Annotated in this window: 22 protein-coding genes and 1 riboswitch; of the genes, 16 read left to right on the top strand and 6 right to left on the bottom strand. The window is 45.0% G+C overall.

What is annotated here, in order from left to right:
- Positions 1-5: 5 nt before the first annotated feature.
- The 3 genes from HG547_RS14480 to pepE all read right to left on the bottom strand — a co-directional run bounded on the left by HG547_RS14480 (position 6) and on the right by pepE (position 4307).
- The gene (locus tag HG547_RS14480) at positions 6-974 is read right to left on the bottom strand and encodes a DUF3187 family protein (RefSeq protein WP_169548211.1); all 969 of its coding nucleotides are present in this window, start codon (positions 972-974) and stop codon (positions 6-8) included.
- A 666-nt stretch (positions 975-1640) separates the two neighbouring features.
- Positions 1641-3224 (bottom strand): glucan biosynthesis protein G, encoded by a 1584-nt coding sequence (locus tag HG547_RS14475; RefSeq protein WP_169548210.1) that lies wholly within the window; start codon positions 3222-3224, stop codon positions 1641-1643.
- 372 nt (positions 3225-3596) lie between these two features.
- Positions 3597-4307 (bottom strand): dipeptidase PepE, encoded by a 711-nt coding sequence (pepE, locus tag HG547_RS14470; protein WP_055648401.1) that lies wholly within the window; start codon positions 4305-4307, stop codon positions 3597-3599.
- A 285-nt stretch (positions 4308-4592) separates the two neighbouring features.
- On the opposite strand from pepE, the gene htpX reads away from it, so the two are divergent.
- Positions 4593-5456, top strand: a complete 864-nt coding sequence (gene htpX / locus HG547_RS14465) for a protease HtpX (protein WP_037419467.1) — start codon at positions 4593-4595, stop codon at positions 5454-5456.
- A 325-nt stretch (positions 5457-5781) separates the two neighbouring features.
- Complete coding sequence (locus tag HG547_RS14460; RefSeq protein WP_037419470.1) at positions 5782-6132, top strand: cytochrome c3 family protein; 351 nt, start codon at positions 5782-5784, stop codon at positions 6130-6132.
- Positions 6133-6202: 70 nt separating this feature from the next.
- Here the strand turns inward: HG547_RS14460 and HG547_RS14455 are convergent, their stop codons facing one another.
- Complete coding sequence (locus HG547_RS14455; protein WP_169548209.1) at positions 6203-6949, bottom strand: cytochrome b/b6 domain-containing protein; 747 nt, start codon at positions 6947-6949, stop codon at positions 6203-6205.
- Positions 6950-7245: 296 nt separating this feature from the next.
- Here HG547_RS14455 and HG547_RS14450 point away from each other — a divergent pair, with 296 nt between their 5' ends.
- Positions 7246-7881 (top strand): LuxR C-terminal-related transcriptional regulator, encoded by a 636-nt coding sequence (locus tag HG547_RS14450; RefSeq protein WP_011717426.1) that lies wholly within the window; start codon positions 7246-7248, stop codon positions 7879-7881.
- Positions 7882-8022: 141 nt separating this feature from the next.
- On the opposite strand, the gene HG547_RS14445 is transcribed toward HG547_RS14450, so the two are convergent.
- Positions 8023-9789, bottom strand: a complete 1767-nt coding sequence (locus HG547_RS14445; RefSeq protein ID WP_169548208.1) for a PDZ domain-containing protein — start codon at positions 9787-9789, stop codon at positions 8023-8025.
- Between the two features lie 145 nt (positions 9790-9934).
- Here HG547_RS14445 and hinT point away from each other — a divergent pair, with 145 nt between their 5' ends.
- From hinT to tsgA, 6 genes are all read left to right on the top strand, one after another.
- Positions 9935-10291, top strand: coding sequence for a purine nucleoside phosphoramidase (hinT, locus tag HG547_RS14440; protein ID WP_011623075.1), 357 nt, complete (start codon positions 9935-9937; stop codon positions 10289-10291).
- On the top strand, positions 10288-10815 hold the full coding sequence (locus HG547_RS14435; RefSeq protein ID WP_037427471.1) for a PaaI family thioesterase: 528 nt from the start codon (positions 10288-10290) through the stop codon (positions 10813-10815). Before hinT ends, HG547_RS14435 begins: the two co-directional genes overlap by 4 nt.
- Entirely contained in the window at positions 10802-11266 is a 465-nt protein-coding gene (locus tag HG547_RS14430; RefSeq protein ID WP_088585477.1) for a PaaI family thioesterase, read from the top strand. Before HG547_RS14435 ends, HG547_RS14430 begins: the two co-directional genes overlap by 14 nt.
- A gap of 113 nt (positions 11267-11379) precedes the next feature.
- The gene (locus tag HG547_RS14425; RefSeq protein WP_169548207.1) at positions 11380-11772 is read left to right on the top strand and encodes a YcfL family protein; all 393 of its coding nucleotides are present in this window, start codon (positions 11380-11382) and stop codon (positions 11770-11772) included.
- A gap of 269 nt (positions 11773-12041) precedes the next feature.
- Positions 12042-12746 carry a purine-nucleoside phosphorylase gene (gene deoD, locus HG547_RS14420; RefSeq protein WP_037427467.1) on the top strand — a complete coding sequence of 235 codons (705 nt, stop codon included), beginning with the start codon at positions 12042-12044 and terminating at the stop codon, positions 12744-12746.
- Between the two features lie 50 nt (positions 12747-12796).
- Positions 12797-13951: an MFS transporter TsgA gene (gene tsgA, locus HG547_RS14415; protein WP_169548206.1), complete on the top strand. Its 1155-nt coding sequence runs from the start codon at positions 12797-12799 to the stop codon at positions 13949-13951.
- 77 nt (positions 13952-14028) lie between these two features.
- On the opposite strand, the gene HG547_RS14410 is transcribed toward tsgA, so the two are convergent.
- Positions 14029-14709: a Crp/Fnr family transcriptional regulator gene (locus HG547_RS14410; RefSeq protein WP_169548205.1), complete on the bottom strand. Its 681-nt coding sequence runs from the start codon at positions 14707-14709 to the stop codon at positions 14029-14031.
- 223 nt (positions 14710-14932) lie between these two features.
- Positions 14933-15042: riboswitch (TPP riboswitch) on the top strand.
- 53 nt (positions 15043-15095) lie between these two features.
- On the opposite strand from HG547_RS14410, the gene HG547_RS14405 reads away from it, so the two are divergent.
- The 7 genes from HG547_RS14405 (at position 15096) to HG547_RS14375 (ending at position 22030) form a co-directional block, all read left to right on the top strand.
- Positions 15096-17297 (top strand): TonB-dependent receptor, encoded by a 2202-nt coding sequence (locus HG547_RS14405; protein ID WP_169548204.1) that lies wholly within the window; start codon positions 15096-15098, stop codon positions 17295-17297.
- A gap of 102 nt (positions 17298-17399) precedes the next feature.
- The gene (locus tag HG547_RS14400; RefSeq protein ID WP_037427460.1) at positions 17400-17660 is read left to right on the top strand and encodes a hypothetical protein; all 261 of its coding nucleotides are present in this window, start codon (positions 17400-17402) and stop codon (positions 17658-17660) included.
- Between the two features lie 116 nt (positions 17661-17776).
- Complete coding sequence (gene pnuC / locus HG547_RS14395) at positions 17777-18442, top strand: nicotinamide riboside transporter PnuC (RefSeq protein ID WP_011072658.1); 666 nt, start codon at positions 17777-17779, stop codon at positions 18440-18442.
- Between the two features lie 74 nt (positions 18443-18516).
- Positions 18517-19656 carry a phosphotransferase gene (locus tag HG547_RS14390; RefSeq protein WP_169548203.1) on the top strand — a complete coding sequence of 380 codons (1140 nt, stop codon included), beginning with the start codon at positions 18517-18519 and terminating at the stop codon, positions 19654-19656.
- A 178-nt stretch (positions 19657-19834) separates the two neighbouring features.
- Positions 19835-20692 carry a DUF6279 family lipoprotein gene (locus HG547_RS14385; RefSeq protein WP_169548202.1) on the top strand — a complete coding sequence of 286 codons (858 nt, stop codon included), beginning with the start codon at positions 19835-19837 and terminating at the stop codon, positions 20690-20692.
- 66 nt (positions 20693-20758) lie between these two features.
- Positions 20759-21352, top strand: coding sequence for a DoxX family protein (locus HG547_RS14380; protein ID WP_047538935.1), 594 nt, complete (start codon positions 20759-20761; stop codon positions 21350-21352).
- Positions 21353-21481: 129 nt separating this feature from the next.
- Positions 21482-22030 carry an NAD(P)H nitroreductase gene (locus HG547_RS14375; RefSeq protein ID WP_037419513.1) on the top strand — a complete coding sequence of 183 codons (549 nt, stop codon included), beginning with the start codon at positions 21482-21484 and terminating at the stop codon, positions 22028-22030.
- Positions 22031-22064 lie beyond the last annotated feature (34 nt).

Here is a 22064-nt window from a genome sequence, read left to right as displayed (position 1 = left end):
TGTGTCTAAAACTTAACGCGATAGCCAATATTAAAGGCAATATCGGTGCTGTTATCCATATTGAAATAGTTTTCAACAATAGAGAATTCTATTGCACTGGTATCTAAATAGTAACGGTCGCCGAGTAATATTTCGTTCGAGGCTTTTGAAAAATCATTTTCGGTTTCGAGTAAGCCCTGATAGTGATGTAATTCAAGTAACCAGCCATGGCGACTCGTTAAATATTCATAACCGAGATTGACGGAATAAGCATGATTATCGTAGCTTATCCCCGAAAGAACCTCATTACCCTGCCTAAAACTAACAGCTGCGGTAGAATGAACATGATGTTTTTCATAACGAAAGCTGTAATTAAGCTGTAACGCTTGTTCAAAGCTTTCATCTTCAAAGGGGACTGAGTCGACATAGTTATAATATAGGCTGCCTCCTAAAGATAAGCCCTGATATTGGTTTTCAAACAATTGGTAGCCAACATAAAGTATGACGACATTATTGAGGTTTTCGCCTGAAATATCTTGTTGATTAACGGCATCTTTAGAAAATATTTGATTTTGATGTTTAGCGGCATCTTCACGACCATTTTGACTAAAACCAAATGCATCATGAAACCACATAGTTACTGAGTCTAAGTGATTATCGCCACTAAAACGCCAGTGATAACTGGTATCTATCATCCATTTATCATTGACTTGCCAAGTCAGTCCTCCTTCAAGGGTGTTGTGATAGTAATCGGCAAAATAGTCATCGGTTTCAGCCCAAACACTGGCTGCACTTGCGGATAAGTGCAGCTCTTTTTGACCTTCAGGTAACGAAAACCCTGATCTTAACATCGGTGTTAAACTGCCTGCTTGGGCCGGTGATTGCGCATAGCTGCGTAAAGGACCATAGTCACTAAAATCGACGGCAGTTGCCAAGACATTCTGGGTAAACAGTAACGAAAGCGTGAGAACTGATTTCAAGTGTGAAAATGGCATAGCATAAATATCCGTCTAGATGATGAGTCAGCTAGATTTGATAGGTTGAAGAAACTTAGCATTATCAAGCGAGATTAATGGAGAATATTAAGATGAATGTTAACCTTTATCGCCATGTTAGCATCTTGTTTACATGTTAAATCAGCAAATAGCTGAGTAATACTAAGGCTAGCCAAAATGCTCGCCCAATCATTGGTAATAAATAATATAAGATAATTAACGTACTTGTAATTAACAATATTGTCGTTGGCTTACGAAAATACGCAGCATTTAATGTAGGTAACTTCATTTTTTCTCTAACATATTGATGATGCGAAAAATAACTAAACACTGAATAGGATGAGCACAATAGGTAGATATCTTATAAAAACGTAGCTTGTGTGAATATTCAGTTTTTTTGAGAGGCTAATATAACGCCGTAGGATTGGGGTGTAAATGTTATGAGACGCTAAATAGGATTCAAAAACTGGAACTGAAAATCCCTATTTTTGTTAGAGATAAATAATCCTACTTATTCCGAAAAATACTGTGGTAAGTCATCGGAAATATTAAACTGCTTAACTGTAAGGTTATTAATGTGAGTGTGGAAATATTGATTTTACCCATAAAAAACGCCGGATTTCCGGCGATTTTTATGGTGTTAAGCAAAAGTCTTAGTTTATCGGCCTAGGGCCAATCATCACTGTTCCAGCGATATAGCCAAGTAGCGGCGACAGGTTTTTCATCTTTACGCAATTGAATGCGCAATTCTGCCACATTGGTACTTTCAGGCTCAAACGTAATGAAGATCCGAGCACCATTAATTTCAGGGTGAGCTACTATCCGAGATGAGAGAATTTTACCCTTACTGATACTGGCATCAATTGTAATTTTTTCAATATCTTGTGGCTTGATATTGCTGTAGTCGATAAGGAGTTCTTTGCCTTTGGCCTGTTTTTGTCCCTTAGAGCTACGAATTACCCGTGCTTTGTTTGTAAAACTTGGGCTGTCATTAGACGCTGTAATGCGGTAGGAATAGCGATAGGGCTCAGCCTGCTTTAATCCCCCCTGAGGTTCCCAATAGGCGACGATATTATCATTGGTTTCGGCGCTTGATGGAATTTCAAGCAGTATTAATTGCCCTTTACCCCAATCGTTTAATGGTTCAATCCATGCAGAAGGACGTTGTTGGTAGTTCGCACCAAGATCTTGATAGTAGTCGAAGTTACGATGGCGTTGGATTAAACCAAAACCCTTAATATCTTCGTCACCAAAGGCACTGATTTGCAGTTTGTTTGGATTATTGAGTGGTCGCCATAAACGCTCACCGTTACCTCGATCAATTTGTAATCCTTCAGAGTTATGCACTGCAGGACGATAATCGGGTTTGTCAGGCGTATCTAAACCACCATAAAGAAACATGGAGGTCAGTGGTGCTAGGCCAACGTGGGCGATATCTCGGCGCGGAAAGAGGGTGACATCGACATCAACACGTGTCGGTGCTCCAGGATAAATACCAAAGCGATAGGCACCTGTAACACTCTGACTATCTAGCAATGCGTGTACCACAATCGCTGTTTGATATTTAGAGGGCCGCTCTATCCAAAAACGTTTAAATAAGGGATATTCTTCACCTTTAGGTTGGGCAACATCAATGGCTAACCCGCGGTTTGATAATCCATAGGTTTGGCCCTTGGATAATGCACGAAAATAGCTTGCCCCTTGAAACATAATGAACTCGTCTTTGACTTCATCGTCATTGATAGGGTAATGAAGTCGAACGCCTGCATATTGTCCTACCTGCGTGAGCAATTTCTCAATGGTATCATTGGGCACACTAAAGGAAGATTCTGTTAACTCGATAGGAAAAGCTCGGCTGTTTTCAACGACATCAATATCCACCAAATTTTTGTATAAAAAACCGGGCGCAAAAAGTTGCACTGAAAACTTAGTGGATGTTCCGCCCCAAATCGCAGCGTTTTCTTGATAATTGATCTTGCCATAAGTGGCGTAATCTAAGTCGATCAGTTCCTTCGGAGCCTTTCTAGCTTCTTTGAAGGGTTTTTGAGCCAGTTGCTGTGCTAACTCAACGACGGTGTCATGGGAGAATGCCTTAGCTTTTTTATCATCGCTTGCATTGGCGGCATAGGCGGGGGCTAAACTACTGATGCTCATTATGCCGGCCAGTATAGACCCAAAAAAAAGTGTTAATTTGGTCTTTTTATGACCGTTCATCGGGGTTGAATGGTTCAATGTTGAATGCAGTCGCAAAATGAAAACTCCTCACTTGGATGGACCAAGGGTAAAAAAATACTCCTGTGCCTTGGTCATAACTCCCTAATTTTAAATAACTTAGAAAATTTGTTTCAGAATGTAGCTAGGGGTAAATGCAAAAATTAATCTTGTTTATCAAGGTGTTCGACAACGAAATTAGTGCAGATACTTAAGTGGTGCAAGTTTTTTCTCCTGCGGGAGATATGCCGATCCTTGCATGATGAAAGGATATTGATAGCGGGCAAGGTCAATAAATCAGTCTAGTTTTTTGTCGCGTTCAACTCTTAAAGGAGCGGCATTTGCATGTTAAGTGGTTAGCTTAGTGTGAATGTTACCCTATTTACCACGATGAATGCCGCTAACGAGATCTTATTTTAGCAAATGAGATAAATCGCTACCTACGGGAATAGGGAGCTCCTGCTGTTCGCCACAGAATAAATAGGCAGGATTATCACCCAACAGTGATAAAGTGTCTCCCTGTCGCCATAGCGCACTGCCTTCAACAATGCCAATGACGGGCGTGTTCGGATCGACACGGGTAAATTCGAGTAATCGCTGAGCCCGAGTTTCACCGTTATGTCCTGGAGCACGGTAGTTTGAATAATGTGGATTTACCTGAAAAGGCACTATGTTTAGGGCCGCGAATGATGGCGGTTCAATGATCGGCATATCGTTAGTTGTACGAATGCTTAATCCAGATACATTTGACCCTGCGCTCCAACCAATGTAAGGCTTACCGCTAAGGACTTCATTACGAATAAGCTGCACAAGATCGTACTTATACAACTCATGCAAAAGATGAAAAGTGTTGCCGCCACCAATTAAAATACCGTCGGCATCTTTAATCGCTTGGCGCGGATCAGGGTGTTGATGAATACCACTAATATCGAGTTTAAGCTCACTGAGTCCCGTCACTACAGAGGCTAAGTAGGTGTCGTAGCTCATGCTTACCCCTGCATAAGGAATAAAAATCCATTTTTGTGCGTGAGCGGTGAGTGGTTTGATAAAAGGCAGCGCATGGGAAAGATAAGGCGTGTCACCAACACGTGAACTGCTTAGCAGTAGGGCATTAACGGTCATTTTTTATCCTTAAATCTCAGAATGTGCAGGCATGTTAACAAAGTTTAATTACGATAAACATAGATAAACACACATGAATTTGGCTGTAACACTGACAGCGCCTAGATTTAAGTTTGGCTTAATAGACTGTCCCTAGACTCACGAGCCATGAAAGGCTGTGTCTAAATTGAGAGAAAAATAAGCGATTAGAAAAACTCTTACCTTTACCCCTTGAATTTCGATTAATTGGACATATTATGTCTTTGAACAAAATAAATGGCACCTTTGTGCCGTAAAGGAGCTGATATGAAGCGTATATTTTTATTGATTGCGACTAACCTAGCCGTGTTGCTAGTAGCCTCAATTGTAATGTCTATTCTAGGCGTGAATACGTCTACTATGGGTGGACTCTTAGTGTTCGCTGCGATTTTTGGATTCGGCGGAGCCTTCATCAGCTTAGCGATTTCAAAATGGATGGCGAAAAAGACCATGGGTTGTGAAGTAATCACCACCCCACGTGATAGCACTGAGCGTTGGTTAGTGGAGACGGTTGCCCGCCAAGCCCAGCAAGCTGGGATTAAAATGCCAGAAGTGGCAATTTACCAATCGCCGGAGATGAATGCATTTGCAACTGGCCCAAGTAAGGACAACTCATTAGTTGCCGTGAGTACAGGTCTGTTGTATGGCATGAGTCAAGACGAAGTCGAAGGCGTACTTGCCCACGAAGTAAGCCACGTCGCTAACGGCGATATGGTCACTTTGACCTTAATTCAAGGCGTGGTGAACACCTTTGTAATCTTCGCGGCGCGTGTTGTTGCAGGCATTATCAACAACTTCGTCTCGAGCAATGATGAAGAAGGCGAAGGTTTGGGCATGTTTGCTTATATGGCAGTGGTATTTGTTCTTGATATGTTGTTTGGTATTTTGGCATCAATTATCGTGGCTTACTTCTCACGTATTCGTGAATACCGTGCCGACGAAGGTGCAGCTCGCTTAGCGGGCAAGCATAAGATGATTGCAGCACTTGAGCGTTTACGCCAAGGCCCAGAAAGCTCAGCAATGCCAGCACAAATGTCTGCTTTTGGTATTAACGGCAAGCGTTCAATGGCTGAGTTAATGATGAGCCATCCGCCTCTAGAGAAGCGTATTGCGGCTTTACAAACTCGTTAATTGAGTCCAAACGTTCACCAAAAGGAGACCTAGGGTCTCCTTTTTTATTAGGGCTTTTCTTTTGCTGATGATTAAGCTAGGGAGGCTTTTAGTTGTAATTGGTAGGTTGTGACAATGTAAAACTCTTATATAAGCATGTGGTTACATGATGCAGCGCACATTTTACCCTTGAGTATATTGATAAAGTTACTTTGCATAAGATTGTGTTGCTTATTACTCAATCCTTAGCTAAGTTAAATCGAGTCGTGCTATTTACATTGGTTGCAAGATGGAAGTCACCCCTGACAAGAATTTCCACTGTCAATCACCATTGGAGGATACAATTGTGAGCAAAAAACTATTAAGTGTGCTTTTCGGGGCAAGTCTTGCAGCGCTAGCGCTGTCGCCAACCGCATTTGCCGCGGATCAAAAATTATCTGACTTCCACGCTGAATCTGGTGGTTGTGAAAGCTGTCATAAAGATGGTACGCCATCTGCTGATGGTGCCTATGAGTTTGAACAATGCCAAAGCTGCCATGGTAAGCTTTCTGAAATGGACGCAGTACATAAGCCACACGATGGCAATTTAGTCTGTGCTGACTGCCATGCGCCACACGATATGAACGTAGGTCAAAAACCTACCTGTGAAAGCTGTCACGACGATGGCCGTACTCCGGCATCTATTCTGAAGAAGTAAGTTTGACTTCAGATTGAGCTTGATAAAACGCCAGCAAATGCTGGCGTTTTTTATGCTCATTGAGTTGACCTCATTCGTCCTTCGGTTGTCCTTGAATAAGCTTTTTGCCTGAAAACATGGCTGAGATAATGCCAGGTTGGCGTTTGACTTCGGTGTAGATTACGGCAAAAACATGCAGCATGATCAACAGTATCAATAAATACACTGCATACACATGTACCTCTCCTACAAGACCTTTTATGGGCTTTATCACGTTAGCTTTATCGGTATCGACGCCCGTTGCATCGTAGGGTTGTAGGCTACTCGGATCAACATTGGTGGCCACAAGGTACTGTTGGACTGCACTTCCCAGGGGTGGATAGTAAATATCGGTACCGGCGCGGATCAGCCCAGTAATCATAATCGTGACTAATAAGAGCATGATAGCGAGAACGGCGAATTTTCCTTTAGGGTTGTGACCTAGATATTGGGGATTTTTACCCGCGGCAAGTTCTGCTTTATAGGTTTGTAACTCGGCCTTGCTATTGGCATTGGGGAACATATGACTAAAGCGCGCGTATTTGTTACCCATAAAGCCCCACACTAAGCGGATCAGTAAATTAATCGCAAAGCCATAGCCAATGATGACGTGCAGTGTCTTAAGCCCAATTTTGCCGGAGAGTTCGGTTATACCTAAGTCGCTGCGAAACATCATTATACCGCCCACGATAAGCAGGGCGAGTACGAGGATGACATTAATCCAGTGGAATAGACGCGTAGGTCTGTCCCAGACGGGGTAGGATTGTATTTCAATAGGGCTTGGTTGCTGGCTGGACATGGTATTTCCTTATGTTTTGTATTGATTTGATTTTACGCCTTTCTGTTAAAAATAGCGCATTATTTTCAGTTTAAATTAAGCCTTCTGCTTGACAATGATTTGTCCTAAAGTTGTAGAAGTTTTTGATTTGCGTACGGTAAATATTTTTTACGTAAGTCTTTTGAATCTGTTTTATCTAATGCTAATATCGTGTGCACGATAGACTTGGAAGTCTATTGAACGGATGTTGAAGTGGTATTGAGAGATGTTTCTCCTCTCAAAATAAATAATCGTTAACCAGACAGGGAGTGAGCAGGATGTTCAAAATATTACATTGGATTGTAGTGTCAAGATCGCAAGTTCTGATGGAATTGCTTGCAGGCCGCTGGCCGCAGGAGTTTCTGGTGAAGCTGTCGCAAGTCAGTCCAGATGAAATGTGCGATCAAATCAAAGATAACCAAGCCTCTATGGTGGTGATTGACCTTTCCACTGTTGATCTTCAGAAAGCCTATCAATTTCAACGCTTGCTTGCCCGTGAACACCCGAGTGTGCGAGTCGTCTACATTCAATTCCCTAAACAGGTTGATGCCCGTTTTTTAATGCAAGCCTCGACTACGGCAGGGGTGTTTTATCTGGATGCAGGACTGACTGAAATCAGCCTTGGCCTGTCTAACATCCTGCGTGGACACAGAGTGATCCCCATCCAATTGGTGAATGGGGTAAATGATGACTTTGGACTGTTCGAAGATACCGAGCCATTAACCATCCGTGAGCGCGAAGTGTTACAAGCCCTGTTGTCTGGCAGCACTAACCTCGATATCGCGAATCAATTGTTTGTGAGTGAGAGCACCATTAAGACTCACTTGTACCGTGTGTTCCGTAAGATTGGTGTGTCAAGCCGTGGGCAAGCCATTGCATGGGCGCAAACCTACTTACACGATGTGGTGGTGTAACGCGTTGTTGATGGGGCCGCTAAGCCAATATTCAATTGAACAACTTAAGAATCAAATAAAAAGGGGCAATCTTCGATACGATTGCCCCTTTTGTGCTTTATGGGTTAAGGACTATTGCATTAAAAACTAATAGATTAAAGATCAACGACCTAACCAAGCCTGCAGTTTGTCTTTATCTATGATACTTAAGGCAACCGTATCCTTAGGCGCCTCGGTAATGAGCAGTTCTCCCGTCATCAATTCATCGCGTCTAAACCAATGCAGGCTTAAGCGTTGTCCGATTGGGTATTGCTGAAGCTGAGCTTCAAATTGGGCTGTTACCTGTAGATTATCCGCCGCAATTAAGATGTCTCCGGCACTTAAGCCCGCAAGGTGCGCAGGGCTGCCTTGGGTGACCGTGGTTACTTTAAGGCCCATTGGCGCAGCTTGCGTTTTAGCGCCAAAGGCAATCCCATACCCTTTGGCCGTGCCACCGCCGACATCCTGCGCACCATTGCTCGCGCGTAAGGTCAACTCAACCCCAAACTCGGCAAGTAGCGGTGCCAGTGGGATATCGTCGGTATTGTCTAAATAGGCGAAGAGATCTTGGCAATCACGCCCCAGTAAGCGTTCAATAATCCTTTGATGGCATTCATCAGTGGTACCACGATTTTGCAGGGCATATTCTTGCCACAGAATGGTCATTAGATCATCGAGATTATATTTTCCCTTAGTTTCACTCCTTAGGGTTAAATCCAGATACAGCGCAAACAGGGCGCCCTTAGTGTAATAGCTAATAATGGCGTTTTGGGCGTTTTCATCCTGCTTGTAAAACTTAGTCCAAGCGTTAAAGCTCGAGTCCTTAATGCTTTGTTTAAAACGGCCTTGACTGCGGTATACCCTTGTAAAGGTTTCGCTCAGCATATCTAAGTAGCTTTGCTCATCGACTAAGCCTGCGCGATAGGTAAGGAAATCATCATAATAGGAGGTGATGCCCTCATAGGCCCACAGCTGCGGCGTATAGGTTTCCGCCTCGAGTTGATAGGGCAAGAAGCATTCCGGCTTGATGCGCTTAACGTTCCAGCTGTGGAAATATTCATGGCTGCAGAGCGATAAATAAGTGCGGTAGTCGTTATTTATCGGCGCATCCATCGACAGCGGTAAATCTTTGCGTGAGCACATGAGTGCTGTCGATGCTCGATGTTCCAAACCACCAAAGCCATTGTCGAGTACTGTCGTCATAAACAGATAACGCTCAAAGGGCGCTGGCGTGCCAAACAGCTTGATTTGATACTCGCAAATCGCCTTTAAATCTTGGCAGAGTCTCGGCATATGGGCGCGGTGGCGACCGTTTAGTACGATATCGTGCCTTACGCCGCAGGCTTCAAAACTGGCGTGGGTGAATAGCCCCATCTCAACTGGATGATCGATAAGTTCGTCATAGCTTTGCGCACAAAACTCACCAAAGGCAAATTCATCACCGCTTTGACGTGCCATGCTGGTGGCAAGGCGCCATTCATTTAGGCTCGGCTCGGTCGGCGCCGCCATCGTCACTGTGTGTAAGCCTGCCTCAAAGCCATGGGCGGCTAAAAATACACTGCTGCCGTTAAAGAAACCGTGGGTCATATCCAGATGCGCGGTGCGTACCGACAGGTCCCAAGCATAAACTTGATAGGTTAAGGTCAGTTGGGTGCTTTGATGTTCGACCGACCAGGTTTGTTTATCCAGTTGAATGAGCTTAAGCGGCTCTTCGTTACTGTCTGTGGCTTTAAGGTCGATAATATTCTTAGCAAAATCCCGCACCATATAACTGCCGGGAAGCCACGCGGGCAGGCTAAAAACTTGCTTAGGGTGGGGCTTTTGTACCGTCATGGTAACGGCGAACAAGTGCGCCTTGGGATCGACGGGAATGATGTGATAGTGGATCATAATTTATCCTGTAAAACTGATGCGTTTTAATGGGCGTCATGCTGCCAAAAATACGCACAACAGGCAAATGAAACGCAAAATATCTGGAGACACAAAGTGTTGAATTGCTAGTATACTATCCCAATTAACCCAAGGAGGACTCCCCATGGCCGAAGAAACCATTTTCAGCAAAATTATCCGCCGCGAAATTCCCGCCGACATTCTGTATCAAGACGAGCTGGTGACTGCTTTTAGAGACATCTCGCCAAAGGCGCCAACCCATATTCTGATTGTGCCGAATCATTTGATCCCAACCGCAAATGATATGAAAGCCTCGGATGAACCCGCACTCGGCCGGATGATGACTGTGGCAGCCAAACTGGCAGCAGAGGCGGGGATTGCCAAAGACGGTTATCGTTTGATCATGAACTGCAATAAACATGGCGGACAGGAAGTGTACCATATCCACATTCATCTCGTCGGCGGAGAGCCACTGGGACCCATGTTGAGCCAAGGTCAATGAAGGTAAATCCTGAGTTTTTCCCGCTGACTCAAATGGCGCAGCGGTTTGTCGATCAGCTCGCCCAGTGCCGTCGCTTAGGGTTAACCGTACTCGAAGCCAGTGAGCACCATGTACTGATTGAGTTGCCCTATAGTACGGAGTTAATTGGTTATCCCGATACGGGCGTTATCCACGGCGGGGTGATCACCACCCTGATGGATACCGCCTGTGGAAGCGCAGTGGTGAGTGCGATTTTTCAAAAATATCAATCCTTAGAGATTTCGCCCACCCTCGACTTACGGGTCGATTATATGAAGCCCGCGCAGCCCCATAAACCGGTTTATGGCTTTGCCGAGTGCTATAAGTTGTCATCCAATATTGCCTTTACCCGCGCCATCGCCTATCAGGACAGCATTGATGATCCTATCGCCCATGCGGTGGGCTCCTTTATGCGTATCAGCCCAGAAATGGTCGGCGATGCCTTTAGGCAAGCCTTGATGGGAGAAGCCGTGCCGTCTTTAGGAGAGACAGATGAACTCAAATAAGCCGGCCGAGCCGAAAACCCTCGATGTACAGGAAATTGTAAAACGCGCCACCGAGCTGAACGACTTTGGTCATCTGCTCGAACATGTCCCTTATGCTAAGTTTATTGGCATGAAGGTCGAGCGCTTTGGCGATGAGCTGATTTTCAAACTCCCCGCTAAGGATGACAATATCGGTAATCCCATCCTGCCTGCGATTCATGGTGGGGTGATAGCCGGTTTTATGGAAATGTCAGCCATAGTGCAGTTAATGGTGTTTATGCAAACGGCAAAAGTGCCAAAAGTGGTCGATTTCTCGATTGATTACCTGCGAGCAGGCCTGCATAAAGACAGCTTCGCCGAATGTCGTATCACCCGTCAGGGGCGACGAGTCGCCAATGTGAATATCAATTGTTGGCAAACCAATCGTAAGCAGCTTATCGCTACCGCAAGGGCGCACTTTTTGATCGATTAATCGCGAGCGCGGGGCATGATGAGCACGTTAAGCATAAGTTCAGCTGGCGTCGCGTAGTGTCATTGCCCATCCGTTGTTCGGCACCTAGGTTTTTGTGAGTGAGGGAAAACAAAATGAAAGCAATTTACAGTGGATTAATCTTGGCAGCAGCAATGACACTCGGCGCCTGCACTAATACGGCGGGCATTTCGGTGAACTCACAGGGAGATACCCGTGTCGATAGTAAGAGTTTTGCCCGTGATATCAGTGTCGAAGGGGTTGAGGCGCGCCGTGTTGGCGATCTTATCCAAGGTTCGGCGCTGATCGTCAGCAAGTCCTCAAGCGATATGCGAGTGCAATATAAGTTCACTTGGTATGATGCCAGCGGTTTTACCATTGAAGATGAAGCCACCAGTTGGAAATCGGTGAAATTACACGGCAAACAACAGCTACAAGTGTCGGCTGTGGCACCAAATGCCCAAGTGGTAAAATTTGACGTTTATGTGCGCGAGACCCATTCAAACTAGATTGGTGTTTGTTTTAGTAGAGTCTGTGCTGGGTTCTCTATATTTAAAAAGACTTACTCTTTTGGGTGTAAGTCTTTTTATTTGTATCAAATACAATGTGTTAAATAAGATTTTGTTATTAAGTTTTATGATGCTAAGTGTAAACGTTGCGATAAATCATCCACTTTTAACAAAAAAGGGGGATTACAACAGAAGATCCGGACTTTAGTCCTAAAAATATTTCGCGGTTGAGCACTACTATCTGCATATTACCACATGAGGATAGATCTATGACGGCTCATATTAATGCGCAACCTACTGATTTTGCAGAAACTGTTATTATGCCGGGCGATCCGCTGCGGGCGAAATATATCGCTGAAACCTATCTTACCGATGCCGTAGAAGTGACTAACGTTCGCAATATGTTGGGTTACACAGGTTATTACCAAGGGCAACGCATTTCGGTGATGGGCCATGGTATGGGTATTTCATCTATGGTGCTCTATGGCCATGAGTTGATTAATTTTTTCGGCGTTAAACGTATTATTCGTATCGGCAGTTTAGGGGCGACCCAACAGCATGTCGAAATGCGCGATGTGATTTTAGCTCAAGCCGCGGGTACGGATTCCCCAACGAATGCTAAACGCAGCAGTGGCTACCAAATGGCGACCTCAGCCACCTTTTCCTTACTGCACAAAGCCTATACCAAAGCCAATGAAAAAGGCATTAGCGTGAAAGTTGGCAACGTATTTAGTGGCGATCTTTACTATGATCCTGACGAAGATATGATCCCGGCGCTTGAGCGTTTCGGGGTGTTAGGTATTGATATGGAAGTGGCAGGACTTTATGGCTTGGCACATCAACAGGGAATTGAATCCTTAGCGATTCTGACGGTATCTGACCACTGTTTAACCGGTGAAGAAACCACGGCGCAAGAGCGTCAATTATCCTTTAATAATATGATCGAGCTCGCCTTAGAAACCGCGCTTAATTAGGGTTAACGCTATCCTTTGTACCCTTAGCATTTCACTGATGGAATGACAACATGAATAATAAAATCACCTTAACCGCAATTAGTTTTCTCGCTAATTTTATAATGGCGGGCTTTGCCACTCAATTTGGGATGCTGATTGAACCCATAGCGGATAAATTTTCAGCAAATGTGAATGACGTTGCTTCAATATTCTCCTTGCTTAATGGCGGCGCACTGGCGGGGACTATTGCCGCTTTTTTCTTTATTGAAAAATTAGGTATCAAGCGAATTACCTTAATTAGCTACAGCCTAGTGGCATTGTGTGCTGTCGCGTTACATCTTACCACTTCGCTACAAGTGGTGATGATAGCCATGACCTTGATTGGTTTTTGCGGCGGTGTGGGGCTATGTATTGCGGGTACGATAGTGGTATCAGTGTGGCAAGAGAAATTACAAAGCACCATGCTTGTCGTGCAAGATGCCACATTTAATATTGCGGGGGTTATTTTCCCTTTAATCACAACTTACGCACTCACAAGTTCATTGTCATGGAGTTACAGTTACTTAGCCGTAGGTTTAGTCGCGTTAGGAACCGTGATTATTACTTTGTTCACTAATTTTTCACTATGTGAGCAATCATCGAATACGGAAGATAAGCAACAATCTGAATGGAATTTCGGCATTATTAGCGGTGGTATTGGGTTATTTTTAGGCATGTTGGCGCTGTATACGTTTTTAACTTGGGCCCCTTTATTTGTTAAGCAAAAATTTGATATTCCATTTGAAGACGCGGGCAATATTATTACTCAATATTGGTCAGCTGCACTGATTGGTGCGTTAATTTCGACGCTGATTGTGACTCGGGTAAAAATCCACCATTTTTTAGTCGCAATTATCGGTCTTGCTATGGTCATCACCTTTATGATTGTGACAACTGATAAGCTTAATTGGATAGGTTATTTAACCTATGGTTATGGCTTTGTGTGCGCAGCTCTTTACAACGCATTTATTGCTTATGGTGTGTCTTTTGTTAAAAAGGCGAGCAGTAAAAATGTGTCTTATATTTTGATCAGTGGCAGCACGGGGGCGATGTTTAGTCCCGCCATTAGCTCATTCTTTGAACGTATTATTGGATTGCAAACGGTGATGTATGTTATCCCGCTACTTTATGTTGCGATATTTATCATGCTGATTGTTTCAGGCCGAATGAAACCTGCTGCGGCCTAAAGTTCATTTGCGACGTTAATTGATTTGGCCCACTCATTGCTAATGAATAATCTTGAGAGTGGGCTTTTTTAATTTGGTTATATAGCAGCTTCAACAAATTGTTTAAGGGCATTGAGATCTTTAATCCTTATGCCTTCTTTATTGCGTTCAATCAGGCCACGTTCTTCAAGCAACTGTAGTGCCCGTCGGTAAACGCGATCGGTTGTACCAAATCGCTCCGCTTCTAAATAACGCTTACTAAAGCCATCAACGGGTAAATCATTTAAATATTCGTGGTAAATATCATATGCCACGTTATAGCTGATGGGATACAGCAGGCGCCGGGTAAAAATATCGACGGTGTCTTGGTAGTCAATGGCAATGGCGCTGGCAAAAAATAACGCTAGCTGTGGGTGCTGGCCGAGGGAATATTGTAGTTTTTCGGCGCTAATGACCATGATTTCTAAGGCTTCATTGGCAATAATATCCAATTGGCATTGATATTGAGTAAAAAACTCCATTTCACCAAAGAGTTGCGAATCACAATCGATAGTCCCCAATTGAAAACATCGACCATTTCTGGCGGTATGGCCAAGCGACACGCGCCCTTGTTTTACCAACACCAGTGACGTCATGGCTTCACCTTGTGTCATTAGATGGGCGCCTTTTTTAAGCATTTTAACTTCGCTGATACAGCTGAGTATCACCGCTTCAATAAGGGGATAGTCTTGCTCCCATCGCTGGCTATAACGTCCTTTGGCTAACGGTTTTAGCTGCATTGAGTATGATCCTCTCATCCTATGTAAAATGGCGGCCTTCTATAACATTATCGTGATAAACGGTCAAATGGGCCAAAGGAGTTGACTGGCGATTTTAGGCATTGGGATTGCGGGCGTTTGGCATAAGATTTTTAACATTGTGTAGAAAGACAAGGTTTTAGTGATATTTAAGGATATCGCCGGCACAAGTGTGTCTACTTTATTATTTTCGTCATGTATACTAAGCGCCGCCAAGGGGTGTTTGCCAACATTTGGCAGACTGAGATGTCATCAGACGAACCCTTAGAACCTGATCCGGCTAATACCGGCGTAGGAATGGGCCAATCAACAGCACACTTCTGAATCGCTTATTCGTTGCCGGATCTCAAACATGTATTTGAGGTCCTATGTCTAACAAAAAGTCTAACAACCAATCTTCAATCTTCACGATATCGTTAACTCGTGCACCATTAGCGCTGGCCGTCTCTGCGGCGTTAAGTGCGTCGGCATGGGCGCAAACCGATGCTATCGACAAACCTGATCCCAATAATGATATGGAAATCATGGTGGTTACGGCGGATTTTCGCAGTGCCAGTTTAGAAAAAATGCCTTCAAGCATTACCGTTATCGATGCCCAGCAAATTCAAGATGAAAGCGCCCAGCACTTTGAAGATGTGATGAACTCCATCGCCAACTTTAACTGGTCAGGTGGTAGTTCTCGCCCCAAGTATTTTCAGATCCGTGGCGTGGGTGAGCAGGAGCAATATCAAGGCGCGCCTAACTCATCCGTTGGTTATATTGTTGATGATATTGATTTATCCGGTATCGGCATGGTGTCGAGCATGTACGATCTGCAGCAGGTTGAAGTGTTACGCGGCCCGCAGGGAACCCGTTATGGCGCCAATGCGTTAGCGGGCTTAATTTACCTTAAGAGTAACGACCCAACCGATGTGTTTGAACATGGCGCCGAGGTTTCTTTAGGTAATGACGATCTACAAACCTTCAGTGGTTTTAGCTCAGGTCCCTTAAGCGATTCCGGCAAATTGCTGTATCGTGTGGCACTGCAGCAACATCAGCAAAACGGTTATCGCGACAATATCTATTTAAATAAAGAAGATACTAATGGCCGCGATGAATTTACTGGTCGCGCGAAATTGCGTTGGTATGCCACCGATGATCTGCAACTCGATTTAACCCTGCTGCATGCCGATTTTGATAACGGTTATGATGTCTGGAGTTTAACCAACGATCCGACAAACACCCTATCTGATCAACCGGGTGTCGATAGCCAGCGCACCACCGGCGCAGGTTTTAAAGCGACATATTCGGGGGCAGAGCAGTTTGAGTTGACCTCGCTGACTTCATTTGCCAATACCGATCACCACTATAGTTACGATGGCGATTGGGCGAACCCTGAGTATTGGGCATCCAAGCAATGTGAGGATGAGGGCAATCTCGCCCCTTGTCAGTACGATTACTTCTGGGACAAAACCGGTCAGCGTAAAACCTTATCCCAAGAGTTCCGTTTAAGCTCGACTGACCAAGGCCGTATTTTTGCCGGCTCAACCGACTGGTTACTTGGGGTTTATGCGATGAACCTTAAAGAAGATAACCAACTGTATTCTGAATATAATACTTGGCCTGATGAGGTGTTAGATTCTGAATATGAAGCAACCAATTACGCCGTATTTGGTCAGCTGGATACGGATTTAGGTGCTGACTATGCCTTGTCTATGGGGCTGCGTGTTGAGCGTCGCAATAGCCATTATTCAGACACCAATAATGATAATTTTGACCCGAGCGAAACCATGTGGGGCGGCCATATTGCGCTGAGCAAAGTGCTGAATGAATCCCATAATGTGTACGCCCGTGTGGCGCGAGGTTACAAGGCGGGCGGTTTCAACATGACTTTGCCAGTCGAACTCAATGATAAAAAAGAGTTTGATACCGAAACCTTATACAACTACGAAATAGGTTTAAAATCCCATTGGTTTGAAGGGCTTATCGATACTAATCTGGCACTGTTCTATATGGATAGACAGGATCAGCAAGTGGCTGCTTCCCAGCAAGATCCTAATAAGCCACAACGGTTTATTCTCTACACTGAAAATGCGGGTAGCTCAAACAACTACGGTGCCGAGCTGGATGCAACTTGGTATGCCACGGATAATCTCCAGTTTTACTCAAGCCTTGGTTGGTTACAGACTGCTTACGGTAATTACCAATATCAAGATAAATACGGTACTGATGTGGATTTAACGGGGCGCGATCTGGCCCATTCACCGCACTTAACCTATAGCCTAGGCGGTACTTATCGTGCGAACTCGGGTTGGTTTGCCAACTTGAATATGAGTGGTAAGAGCGAGTTTTACTACTCAGACAGTAACGATTCGCGCTCCGAGCCATATACTGTTGTGAATGCGCGTTTAGGTTATGAGGCAAGTGCGTGGTCAGCATATTTATGGGGCCGCAACCTATTTGATGAAGAATATGGCGTTCGTGGCTTCTATTTTGGTAATGAGCCTGATAATGGCTGGGCGGAAAAACAATATATCCGCTACGGCGACCCACGCCAAATTGGGGTAACACTGAACGTTAAGTTTATGTAGTACCCAAGCTAGCCGCGCTGTGGAGAGAGACTTGAGGCTTCATGCTATACCGTTTCACGGTGCGGCTATTTTTATGATAAGTATTTGAAATAAGGATTGAAGATGAAACTGACCGCCGAAATTAGCATGTATCCTTTTAATGAAAACTACCTCGATCCAATTAAATGGTTTATTCATCGTTTAGACAGTTATCCAACGATTCAACGTGTTACCAATGCGATGGCGACCCAAGTGTGCGGCGACTATTCGGATGTGATGGCGATGCTGGCCACCGAAATGCAAGCCGCCCATGAGAAGTGGGGCAAAGCCGTGTTTGTGTGTAAGTTTATTGGTGGCGAGCTAAATTTAGCCCACAGCGAGTAACGCCTTTAATGAGCTTGGCCACTGCGCGATATCAGTGGTTAATTTAAGGCTCGCTCACTCAGTTACGGCTCAAGCCTACAGGTTTTTAGAATGCGGTTTATCGTGAGAGTAAGGCAATGACAGATTTATGGTTAACGCTAGTCAATAGTGTTAATGCCGCCCTTGGGGAAGTCCATGTGATGACCGCATGGGAAGCACTCGCCGTAGTACTCGCCATGGCGTATTTGCTATTAGCAATGAAGGCAAGTGTATGGTGCTGGGCCGCGGCGTTCACCAGTACGGCCATTTACACTGTGTTGTTTTGGAAAGTGGCATTGCTGATGGAGTCGATGCTGAATATCTATTATATGGGCATGGCACTTTATGGCTATTGGCTCTGGACCCAAGGTGGCGATAAACATCAAGGTGTTAAGGTGACCACTTGGCCGCTGAAAACCCATCTAAAGTTGATTGCGGCAACCACGCTAGTCTCCCTTGGCATTGGTCATGGTATGGCGACCTTTACTCAAGCTTCTTTTCCTTATCTTGATGCTGCGACCACCTGTTTTGCGGTGATGACCACCTATTTAGTCGCCAAAAAAGTATTGGAGAACTGGCTGTATTGGGTCGTTATCGATCTGGTGTCGATTTACCTCTACTTGAGTAAAGGCCTTATGCTGACCTCATTATTATTTGTGCTTTATGTGGGGTTAGCTGTTGTGGGCTATTTCCTATGGCGCACCGCACTGGCCGAGAGTCGTCTCAATCTTAATGGCGAACGTGCCGCTAAGTTACTTGGTTAAGTGATGACAAATACTGATATGGACCAACTGCCAACACCTAAGATCTTAACTGCAACATCAGTGGTAAGCCGTTAATGCAGCCGTTATCTGCTGAGGTGTTTGCAAGGCTGGTTCCGATATTACGCCAGGCAGGGCTAAGCCATATCACGCATATCCACGAGTTGGCGGGTGGATTAAGTAATCATAACTATCATATTCAAACACCTGCGGCACAATACGTATTACGTCTTAATGCCGATGCCGCCGACCGGTTTTGTTCTCGAGAGCAGGAGTTGTTTTATTGGCGTAATCTGGCTAAGGCAAAGCTTGCGCCTGAGCTGATATGGGCAAGTTGCGATCATCGTTACTATGTAAGTGCATTTATCGAATCACAGGAGATTGCCTGTCGAGTTAACGTTTCTCGGATGCCGGATATGCTCGGCGACGGGGCTGATTTTTATCACATGGTTAACTGGAACGACTTGGAATATCAGTGTAGTGCGGCCGAATTCACCCATGGAGAACTGTGGGTGCAAAGATGGCTGCATGCGCATGCTGAAAATATTGAGTGCGCATTATACGAGACTCCCACGCCTCAGTCTTTCGCCGCAGAGTTCACACCGCTGACATTACTTGAATCCCAGTGCCCAAATTATGCACATTCTCTATTGCAGCAATTATTGCAACAGCTACGCTTGCAATCCGCTGGGCCCTATCACATCAGCGTGACAGAGCAGTGGCAGCAATATCATCAACAGTTATTAGCCTTTGCTGCAACCGATAAAGGCTGCGCTTGGCAGACGCGGTTGGACTCATTGTTGGGCTTACAACCGCAAATTCATCGTTGGACAAAAGCGTTAGCCGATTGTTTGGTGGCGGCGCAATTTTGCCATCGAGACTTAAATCCGCATAATCTGCTGATAAAGGATAACCGGCTGTATTGTATCGACTTTGAATACGCCACTGCCTCTCATCCTTTATGTGAGCTGGCCGCTGTGCTGGCGACCCACAGATTAACACCAGCGCAGCGGCATATTTTAGTACAGCAATATCTTGCAAAACATCCAGGCCTCACATCCACAGCAATAACGGCGATTCCAGCTGCAATTGAAATGTATTGGGTGTTTGCGCTTTACTGGGCGCTACTGATGGCGGCGCAAACAGATGTAGAGCGTCAGCAGGCGTATCTTGCTTGGTTTGATAGCTTTTGGCAGCTAGTAAGCCAAGACGCTTAAACACATCTTTACGCTACCACACTTAGTCAAAGATGCTTGCACCCATAATCCTCTGTAAAACCACTTAAGCAAAACAGTTAAGGTCAAACACTTCGTGATGTTTACTGCTATGTTATTGGTGCAACTTTTTGTTAACCTGAGTGTCGTAGGATGACAAAGAGAGAAAGGACGCAAATTGATGAAAAAAACCTTGTTGCTGTTGGTATTGGTGTTTGGGGTATCCGCGTGTTCGACTAAGTTTAGTTACCATTTTCTGGATTGGGCTATCGGTTGGGAATTAGATGACTATGTCACTTTAGATAAAACTCAGCAAAAGAGTATGGATCGGCTTATCGAAAAGTTTGTGCGTTGGCATCAATCTGAAGAGCTTGCTCACTATGTGGCGCAGTTAACCGAAGTTGAACATCTCATTCAAACCAATACCTTAACCCCTGCGCTTTGGGCTGAGCATGTCACACTCGCCAAGCGGCATTGGTTTAGGTTATTTGAGTTTGCGCTACCTGACATGTTGCCGATCATCGCATCATTAACGGATTCTCAGGTAAAGCAAATTCTTACCCAGTCTCGAAAAGACGAGCAGGAATTGATTAAGGAATTTGCCGGTAAAACTCCAGAGCAGTTACAACAAGAGGCCGATGAGAATCTTATCGAGCAATTCGATGACTGGCTGGGGAGCGTAACGGATGAGCAAAAAGCGCTTATCCATCAATATAATCAACAGCGGTTATCCACCCTAGATATGTGGCTCGACTACCGCCATGAATGGCTACGCCAGTTTGAGATAGCCCTCGGGCAGCGCAGCGATATTCCGCTGTTGACCGAGCGTTTGACGTTGCTGATGACACAGCCAGACGAGCTTAAATCAGAAAAACACCGCGCTATTTTAAGGCAAAACACCGAGGCCTTTGGGGCGTTATTGCTGGCCATTAATGCTAGTTTGACACCTAAGCAGTCGAAACATTTTTATAAGAAGCTGAACAAGCTTATTCAAGATCTTCGCGAATTAAATCAAGAGGGAATCGAAAAGGCTGTTTAGACTATGAAAGATTAATCCTGGTGACAAGGTCTATTGAGCAACGTCATTTTGTTGAAGATATAGCCCATGTCCCTCGTTTCTTTTTATCAAAAATCACTCAATGCTAGCCGTCTGTTTGATGGACTCGCACCCTTAGCCCTTAGGCTCTATCTTGCACCTGTACTGATGCAGGCGGGGTATAACAAACTCGCACATTTTGAAGACACCGTCGCTTGGTTTGCGAATCCCGACTGGGGGCTGGGTCTACCAATGCCGACATTAATGGCCGCGCTGGCGGCGGGCACTGAGTTTTTTGGGGCGATTTTGTTATTACTCGGATTAGCCACGCGACTGATTTCTATCCCGCTGATGATCACTATGCTGGTGGCCGCTTTTACCGTGCATTGGCCTAATGGTTGGCTGGCAATTGCCGATGGCAGTTCATGGCTGGCAAATGAGCGGGTGCTCGAGGCGGGTGACAAGCTGGATAAGGCCAAATCCCTGTTGCAGCAATACGGCAATTACGATTGGTTAACCAGTTCAGGTAACTTGGTTGTATTGAATAATGGAATTGAGTTTGCGGTGACCTATTTCATTATGTTGCTGGCACTCTTAAGCCTAGGTGGTGGGCGTTATACCAGTCTTGATTACGTTATCGCTAAGCGTTATGGCATAAAGTAAGCCGAGCGACCTTGCCTGTAAACGCTTTCAATCCCACTTTTACGTGGGATTTTTTGTACCTCTTTAGCCGCAATTTGCTATGCTTGAGCCAATTTATACGCACCCATTTATAAGAACAGGGATAATTACTTGGACGCTATCGAACTTTTACTCACCCGCCAATCTACTCCAAGATTAACCGCGCCAGCACCCAATGAGCATGAGCTTAAAATCATTTTAGATGCGGCGATTCGAGTGCCGGATCATGGCGCGTTAGCGCCGTGGGAATTTATTATTGCCACGGGGAAGGGTTTAGACACCTTAGCGGATATCTATGTTAATGCCGCCAAAGCCAGCGGCGCCGATGAAGATTTTATCAACAAAGCCAAAGGGATGCCGATGCGTGCGCCCATGGTGATTACGGTTGTAGCGAAAACCCAACAACATCCTAAAGTGCCAGTGCTCGAGCAGCAAATTGCAGCGGGCTGCGCTACGATGGCAATGCAGCAAGCGGCATTCGCCTTAGGATTAGGCGCAGTGTGGCGCACGGGAGATTTTGCCTTCGATGCCAATGTGAATGCAGCGTTAGGTTTAGCGCCAGAGGATCAAATCGTCGGCTTTTTATATGTTGGCACCCCAGCGGTAGCCGCACCGAAAAAACCGCAAAAGGATGGCAGCCAGTACGCCCGTTACCTATAACCTAGTTTATCCCCGCTGAATGGGAGTCCTTAGT

It is taken from the genome of Shewanella sp. DNRA4 (assembly GCF_012843185.1).
GTDB classification, from domain to species: domain Bacteria; phylum Pseudomonadota; class Gammaproteobacteria; order Enterobacterales; family Shewanellaceae; genus Shewanella; species Shewanella xiamenensis.
Note: the sequence above shows the minus strand (reverse complement) of the source record. Positions and strands in the feature narration are given on the sequence as shown.

Coding starts and splice junctions, on each gene's coding strand:
- HG547_RS14480 (WP_169548211.1), bottom strand. CDS start 974: ATGCCATTTTCACACTTGAAATCAGTTCTCACGCTTTCGTTACTGTTT.
- pepE (WP_055648401.1), bottom strand. CDS start 4,307: ATGACCGTTAATGCCCTACTGCTAAGCAGTTCACGTGTTGGTGACACG.
- htpX (WP_037419467.1), top strand. CDS start 4,593: ATGAAGCGTATATTTTTATTGATTGCGACTAACCTAGCCGTGTTGCTA.
- HG547_RS14455 (WP_169548209.1), bottom strand. CDS start 6,949: ATGTCCAGCCAGCAACCAAGCCCTATTGAAATACAATCCTACCCCGTC.
- HG547_RS14450 (WP_011717426.1), top strand. CDS start 7,246: ATGTTCAAAATATTACATTGGATTGTAGTGTCAAGATCGCAAGTTCTG.
- HG547_RS14445 (WP_169548208.1), bottom strand. CDS start 9,789: ATGATCCACTATCACATCATTCCCGTCGATCCCAAGGCGCACTTGTTC.
- hinT (WP_011623075.1), top strand. CDS start 9,935: ATGGCCGAAGAAACCATTTTCAGCAAAATTATCCGCCGCGAAATTCCC.
- HG547_RS14435 (WP_037427471.1), top strand. CDS start 10,288: ATGAAGGTAAATCCTGAGTTTTTCCCGCTGACTCAAATGGCGCAGCGG.
- HG547_RS14430 (WP_088585477.1), top strand. CDS start 10,802: ATGAACTCAAATAAGCCGGCCGAGCCGAAAACCCTCGATGTACAGGAA.
- HG547_RS14425 (WP_169548207.1), top strand. CDS start 11,380: ATGAAAGCAATTTACAGTGGATTAATCTTGGCAGCAGCAATGACACTC.
- deoD (WP_037427467.1), top strand. CDS start 12,042: ATGACGGCTCATATTAATGCGCAACCTACTGATTTTGCAGAAACTGTT.
- tsgA (WP_169548206.1), top strand. CDS start 12,797: ATGAATAATAAAATCACCTTAACCGCAATTAGTTTTCTCGCTAATTTT.
- HG547_RS14410 (WP_169548205.1), bottom strand. CDS start 14,709: ATGCAGCTAAAACCGTTAGCCAAAGGACGTTATAGCCAGCGATGGGAG.
- HG547_RS14405 (WP_169548204.1), top strand. CDS start 15,096: ATGTCTAACAAAAAGTCTAACAACCAATCTTCAATCTTCACGATATCG.
- HG547_RS14400 (WP_037427460.1), top strand. CDS start 17,400: ATGAAACTGACCGCCGAAATTAGCATGTATCCTTTTAATGAAAACTAC.
- pnuC (WP_011072658.1), top strand. CDS start 17,777: ATGACAGATTTATGGTTAACGCTAGTCAATAGTGTTAATGCCGCCCTT.
- HG547_RS14390 (WP_169548203.1), top strand. CDS start 18,517: ATGCAGCCGTTATCTGCTGAGGTGTTTGCAAGGCTGGTTCCGATATTA.
- HG547_RS14385 (WP_169548202.1), top strand. CDS start 19,835: ATGAAAAAAACCTTGTTGCTGTTGGTATTGGTGTTTGGGGTATCCGCG.
- HG547_RS14380 (WP_047538935.1), top strand. CDS start 20,759: ATGTCCCTCGTTTCTTTTTATCAAAAATCACTCAATGCTAGCCGTCTG.